We start from the raw sequence: 6,512 nt of genomic DNA on the forward strand, positions 1-6,512 counted from the left end.
AGGCACCGCGAGCCGGCCGGGTGAAACGGCGCGGGACGCCATGCTTGTGGCACGGCGTCCCGCGCGGCCTGCATCAGAACGAGTAGATGAACTGCGTCGCGAGCAGGTCGTTGGACTTGCCGTACGAACCGTCGTTCCGCAGGAACACCTTGTTGTTCGCCCAGTCGTGCCGGTATTCGACCTTCACGGTGATCTGCTGGGTCGGATAGAACAGCAGGTCGAGCGCGACGTCCTGACGCACGGCCCCCTTGCACTCGAAGCCCAGGCCGCCGTTCGCCTGCGACGTCGCGCGGCAGTCCGCATCGATGCCGAAGCCGTTGTACGGATCCATCCCGTTGCCGTTCAGCGCGATGCCGCCGCCGCCGCCGCCGTTCTTGCTGTTCACGAGCGCGTCGTAGCGCAGCGTCACGCCCATGCGGCCGACCACCGGCGCGTTGAACTTGCGGTGCGCGAGCAGCGACAGGCCGTACCACTGCGCAAGCCCGCCGTTGTACGCCGCATGCTGCTGCTGGCCGTAGTCGAGCTCGGCGTTGTACTGGATGTCGGCCAGCGTGTAGGTCGCGTCGATTTCGCCGAAGAAGAACGTGCCGTACGCTTTCGGCGCGGCGCCGCCCGGGCCGTAATGCACGTTGCCCTGATCGTCGATCGCGCTGGCCAGCGTCTGGCGGCCGATGTTGATCGAGCCGCCGATGTCGAGCGCGCTCGACCACGTATAGTCCGCGCGCGCGGTGAAGGTCGGCACCTTGTTGCTGGTCGTGATCGGATCGCCGAGCGCGTTGGTGCCCGTCTGCGTGACCGAGCCGTACGTGCGGTACTGCTCGTTGCCGACGAAGAACTTCCACGCCCAGTTGCCCTTCGTGTAGTTCGCGCCCGCGCCGACGTAGCTGCCCGGATCGGAGAAGTCGTACAGCAGGTTGTGCGTGAGCGTGAGCATCTGGTTCGACTGCTGCACCTCGTAGCCGCCGAAGCTCGGGATCAGGCCGGCGACGAGCGTCGTCGACGCGCTGATCGGCACGTTGACGACCGCGGTGTTCAGCAGGTTGTCGGTGATCGAGCCGCGCGAGTTCTGCAGCAGCGTGATGCCGTTGCCGCGGTTCGGCATCAGCGTGATCTCGGCCGACGGCGCCATCGGGCCGACGCCGAAGGTCTTCTTGATGTCGAGGTACAGGTCGCCGAACGTGCTGTTGAAGTAGTTGTACGCGTTCTCGTGGTTCGCGAACAGGAACGACGACGTGCCGGCCGCGCGGTTGTAGATGTAGGTCGGGTCGATGTAGCCCGTCACCGACAGGCCCGCGAGCGGCCCGGTGCTGGCCGCATCGGTCAGCGAGTCGACCTTCAGCTGCTGGTTCGCGATCTGCTGCTTCATTTCGCTGACTTCGTCGTTGGTCAGCGCGGCCTGCGCGCGGCCGTAGTCCGGCGAGGACGGATCGGCGGCCACGATCACCGGCCTGGCCGCGGCCGTCGCGCCGGCCTGCGCGACCGGCGCGCCGCCCGGCTTCGCGGCAAGCTGCGCCTGCATGGCCTTCATCTGCTTCTGCAGCGCGGCGACCTGCGCCTGCAGTGCCTTGATTTCTGCGGAGGTCGAGTCGGCCAGCGCGATGCCCGGCAACGCGCCGGCCACCAGCAGGCAGATCAGTTTCTTCTTCATTGCGGATTCTCCTTGTCGTGCGCCTGTCAATGTGTGCTCGGTTGGCGCGCCGCATCGCGCGGCGCGCGGATCTTGTTATCGAGGGAAAGGGAAGCGGGGCGTCAGGCCGCCGCGAACGCCGCCTTCATGTCGGCCACCCGGCGCCGTTCGCGCGCGATCATCATCTGGTTCACGACGATCACGCCGATCGTCACGGCCGTGATGAACAGCGTCGCCAGCGCGTTCATCTCAGGGTTCAGCCCGAGCCGCACGCGTGAGAACACCACCAGCGGCAGCGTCGTCGAGCCCGGGCCCGACAGGAACGCCGACAGCACCAGGTCGTCGATCGACAGCGTGAACGACAGCAGCCAGCCCGACAGCAGCGCCTGCGAGATCAGCGGCAGCGTCACCACGAAGAACACCTTCAGCGGCGTCGCGCCCAGGTCGAGCGCCGCTTCCTCGAGCGACTTGTTCATCTCCTTCACGCGCGACTGCACGATGATCGCCACGTACGACACGCACAGCATCACGTGACCGATCCAGATCGTCACCATCCCGCGCCCCTTCGGCCAGCCGAACATCTGCTCCAGCGCGACGAACAGCAAGAGCAGCGAGATGCCCTGGATCACCTCCGGAATCACCAGCGGCGCGTTGATCATCCCGGTGTACAGCGTGAAGCCCTTGAAGCGGCCGAAGCGCGCGAGCACGAAGCCGGCCCACGTGCCGATCACGACCGACGCGGTGGCCGTCAGCAGGCCGATCTTCAGCGACAGCCATGCGGCGCCCAGCAGCTCGTCGTCCTGCCACAGCGCCGCGTACCACTTCAGCGAGAAGCCCGACCACACCGTCACCAGCTTCGACTCGTTGAACGAGTACACGACCAGGCTGATGATCGGGATGTACAGGAACAGGAAGCCGAAGGCGAGAACGCCCGTCGACAGCGGTTTGCTCGGCTTGATCATTTCGCTTCCTCCAGTTCCTTGACCTGGTAGTACTGGAACAGCGCCATCGGCACCAGCAACAGCAGCACCATCGCGACCGTCACCGCGGACGCCATCGGCCAGTCCATGTTGTTGAAGAATTCATCCCACATCACGCGGCCGATCATCAGCGTGTCGGCACCGCCGAGCAGCTCGGGAATCACGTACTCGCCGACCGCCGGGATGAACACCAGCAGGCTGCCGGCGATGATCCCGTTCTTCGACAGCGGCAGCGTGATGCGCGTGAACGCGACCCACGGCTTCGCCCCGAGGTCGTACGCGGCCTCGAGCAGCGTGAGGTCCATCTTCACGAGGTGCGCGTAGAGCGGCATCACCATGAACGGCAGGTACGAATAGACCATCCCGATGTAGACGCCCGCGTCGCTGTGATAGAGGCGCAGCGGCGTGTGGATGATGCCCAGCGCGATCAGCGCGTGGTTCAGCAGGCCGTCGTCCTTCAGGATGCCGATCCATGCGTACACGCGGATCAGGAACGAGGTCCAGAACGGCAGCATCACGGCCATCATCAGCACGTTGCGCCGGCCCGGTTCGGCGCGGGCGATGTAGTACGCCATCGGGTAGCCGATCAGCAAACACAGCAGCGTCGACACGGCGGCCATCTTCAGCGAGCTGAGGTAGGTCGCGATGTACAGGTCGTCCTGCAGCAGGAACGCGTAGTGCGACAGCTGCAGCGCGAAGTGCACGGCGCCGTCCTTGATCGCGACGAGCGACGTGTAGGGCGGGATGCCCATCAACTGGTCGGCGAAGCTGATCTTGAACACCAGCACGAACGGCAGCGCGAAGAAGATCGTGAGCCACAGGAACGGCACGCCGATCGCGACGCCGCGGCCCGACGGCAGGAAGCGCGACAGCGCGGCGAAGCGGCCGCGGCGAGTGCGGCCGGCGCCGGCGCTTGCCGCGCCGGTCGACACCGGCGCGGACGGAGTGGAAGCGGAAGTTCTCATCATGTCGTCCTCACTGCGTCAGCACGACGCCGCTGGCCGGCGACCACGACACGAACACGTCGTCGTTCCACGACGGCGCACCGTCGTGCATCAGGTGCGAGCTCGACAGGTTCGACACCACCGTCTTGCCGCTCGGCAGGCGCACGTGATACAGCGAGTAGCTGCCCATGTACGCGATGTCGGTCACGACGCCGCGCGCCCAGTTGTGATGCGAGCCGGGTTTGTCGCGCGACACGTGCACGCGCTCGGGCCGCACGGAGATGCCGACCGGCATCCCCAGCGGGCCGGTCACGCCGTGGCTCACGTACATGCGGGCTTCGAGATCGTCGCTTTCGACGAAGATGTGATCGGGTTCGTCCTCGACCACGCGTCCTTCGAACAGGTTCGTCGAGCCGATGAATTCGGCCGAGAAGCGGCTGTTCGGGTATTCGTACACTTCGCCGGGCGTGCCGATCTGCACGATCCTGCCTTCGCTCATCACCGCGAGGCGGCTCGCCATCGTCATCGCCTCTTCCTGGTCGTGCGTGACCATCACGCAGGTCACGTCGACCTTCTCGATGATGTTCACGAGTTCGAGCTGGGTCTTCTGGCGAATCTTCTTGTCGAGCGCGGACATCGGCTCGTCGAGCAGCAAGAGCTTCGGGCGCTTGACGAGCGAGCGGGCGAGCGCCACGCGCTGCTGCTGGCCGCCGGACAGCTGGTGCGGCTTGCGCTTCGCGTACTTGCTCATCTGCACGAGCGCGAGCGCGTCGGCCACGCGTTCCCTGATTTCGTGCTTCGGCGTGCCTTCCTGCTTCAGCCCGAACGCGACGTTCGACTCGACCGACATGTGCGGGAACAACGCATACGACTGGAACATCATGTTCACCGGGCGGCGGTATGGCGGCAGCGACGCGAGGTCTTCGCCGTCGACGAAGATCTTGCCGGAGGTGGCCGTCTCGAGTCCGGCAAGCATGCGCAGCAGCGTCGACTTGCCGCAGCCCGAGCTGCCGAGCAGCGCGAACAGCTCGTTCTTCGCGATCGTCAGGTTCACGTTGTCGACGGCCGTGCTGTCGCCGAACTTCTTCACGACGTTTTCGATGCGCACGAAGGCGTCGTTCCTGGAGCGGGCCACGGCGGCCGGTTGGGTCTGGCGTGCGGCAGCGGAAGAGGGTATCGATTGCATGGGAGTCACCATTCGTTCTTCACGGATTGCAGGCGTGAGCGTCCCCGCGCGAGGCGCGCAACGCGACTCGCGGACAACGGCTCGTGCCGGATGGAACAGGGCGCGCGGTGCGCGCGGGCGGACGGAACGTCCGCGGATCCCGGGCGGGCAGGCGTTCAGCGGATGCCTGCGCCGCCGTGATGGTTCGTGATCAGTGGCCCGTCTTCAGTTGCGCCCACAGACGGTTCTCGAGGCGCAGGATGTCGGCCGGCATCGGCTTCATCAGCACCATCTTCTTCAGCACGTCCTCGGGCGGGTAGACGGTCGGGTCCTGCGCGACGGCCGGCGTGACGAACTGATGCGCGGCCTTGTTCGCGGTCGGGTAGAACACCGTGTTGGTGATCGCCGCGTTGACCTTCGCGTCGGACACGTAGTTGATCCACTTCAGCGCGGCCTCGGGGTGCGGTGCATCCTTCGGGATCACCATCACGTCGAACCACAGCAAGCCGCCTTCCTTCGGGTTCGCGAACTTGATGTCATACGCGCGCTTCGCTTCCGACGAGCGGCGGTGCGCGATGCCGATGTCGCCGGACCAGCCGAGCGCGACGCACACGTCGTTGTTCGCGAGGTCGTTGATGTAGCCGGACGAGTTGAACTGGGTGATGTACGGGCGGACTTTCTTCAGGACTTCGAACGCGGCCTGGTAGTCGCCGGGATTCTTGCTGTTCGGATCCTTGCCCATGTACTGCAGCGTGGCCGCGAACACGTCGACGGCCTGGTCGAGGAACGACACGCCGCAGCTCTTCAGCTTTTCCATGTTGGCCGGATCGAACACCAGCGCCCAGCTGTCGACGGGCGCCTTGTCGCCGAGCACCTTCTTCACCGCCTGCGCGTTGTAGCCGATGCCGTCCGTGCCGTAGGCCCACGGAACGCCGTACTGGTTGCCCGGGTCGGCATCCGAGATCATCTTCATCAGCAGCGGATCGAGGTTCGCGAGGTTCGGGATCTTCGACTTGTCGAGCTTCTGATACACGCCGGCCTGGATCTGCTTGGCCATGTAGTTCGACGTCGGCACGACGATGTCGTAGCCCGAGCTGCCCGCCAGCAGCTTCGCCTGCAGCGTGTCGTCGCTGTCGTAGTTGTCGTACTTGACGTGGATGCCCGTCTGTTTCTGGAAGTTCGGGATCGTGTCGGGCGCGATGTAGTCGGACCAGTTGTAGATGTTCAACTCGTCGGCATGCGCCGACGGGCTGGCGACCGACGTGAACGCGGCAGCAGCGGCAAGGGCCGCGACGGAACAGGCCTGGCGAAGAAAGCTGGAACGCATGGTGGAATTCCCCTGGATGATGGTGGCGTGCGGGTGGCGTGCGGCGCCCGCCGCACGCCTGTAGGCAATGTCGTTACGAAAGGCCCAGTTGCCGGGCGGTCGCATCGACGGCCGTCTTCGCCTTCGATACGAGTTCATCGATTTCCTGGCGCGAGATCACGAGCGGCGGCGACAGCAGCATCCGGTCGCCGGTCGCACGCATGATCAGGTTGCCGTTGAAGCAGAAGTCGCGGCAGATCGTGCCGACGTCGCCGCCGTTCGCGAAGCGCCGGCGTTCGGCTGGCGCTTCGGCGAGCTGCAGGCTCGCGACCATCCCATGGCCGTGCACTTCGCCGACGATCGGGTGACGCGCGAAGGTTTCGCGCATCAGCGCCTGGAAGTACGGGCCCGTATCGTGCTTCACGCGCTCGACGATTCCTTCGTCGCGCAGCAGCTTCAGGTTCGCGACCGCAACCGCCGCCGCGACCGG

At 65.6% G+C, this 6,512-nt stretch carries 6 protein-coding genes; all 6 read right to left on the bottom strand.

What is annotated here, in order from left to right:
* Positions 1–73: 73 nt before the first annotated feature.
* Positions 74–1,648 carry a DUF3138 family protein gene (locus DIE22_RS24555; protein WP_124499829.1) on the bottom strand — a complete coding sequence of 525 codons (1,575 nt, stop codon included), beginning with the start codon at positions 1,646–1,648 and terminating at the stop codon, positions 74–76.
* 101 nt (positions 1,649–1,749) lie between these two features.
* Positions 1,750–2,589 (bottom strand): ABC transporter permease subunit, encoded by an 840-nt coding sequence (locus DIE22_RS24560; protein WP_124499828.1) that lies wholly within the window; start codon positions 2,587–2,589, stop codon positions 1,750–1,752.
* Entirely contained in the window at positions 2,586–3,572 is a 987-nt protein-coding gene (locus DIE22_RS24565) for an ABC transporter permease subunit (RefSeq protein ID WP_124606271.1), read from the bottom strand. The genes DIE22_RS24560 and DIE22_RS24565 overlap by 4 nt, the downstream gene beginning before the upstream one ends.
* A gap of 10 nt (positions 3,573–3,582) precedes the next feature.
* Entirely contained in the window at positions 3,583–4,737 is a 1,155-nt protein-coding gene (locus tag DIE22_RS24570) for an ABC transporter ATP-binding protein (RefSeq protein WP_124499827.1), read from the bottom strand.
* A gap of 190 nt (positions 4,738–4,927) precedes the next feature.
* Positions 4,928–6,043, bottom strand: coding sequence for a polyamine ABC transporter substrate-binding protein (locus tag DIE22_RS24575; RefSeq protein WP_124499826.1), 1,116 nt, complete (start codon positions 6,041–6,043; stop codon positions 4,928–4,930).
* Positions 6,044–6,116: 73 nt separating this feature from the next.
* A partial coding sequence (locus tag DIE22_RS24580; RefSeq protein ID WP_124606269.1) for an aminotransferase class III-fold pyridoxal phosphate-dependent enzyme occupies positions 6,117–6,512 on the bottom strand: 396 nt, incomplete at its 5' end.

Source organism: Burkholderia sp. Bp9142 (genome assembly GCF_003853415.1).
In the GTDB taxonomy this organism is placed as follows: domain Bacteria; phylum Pseudomonadota; class Gammaproteobacteria; order Burkholderiales; family Burkholderiaceae; genus Burkholderia.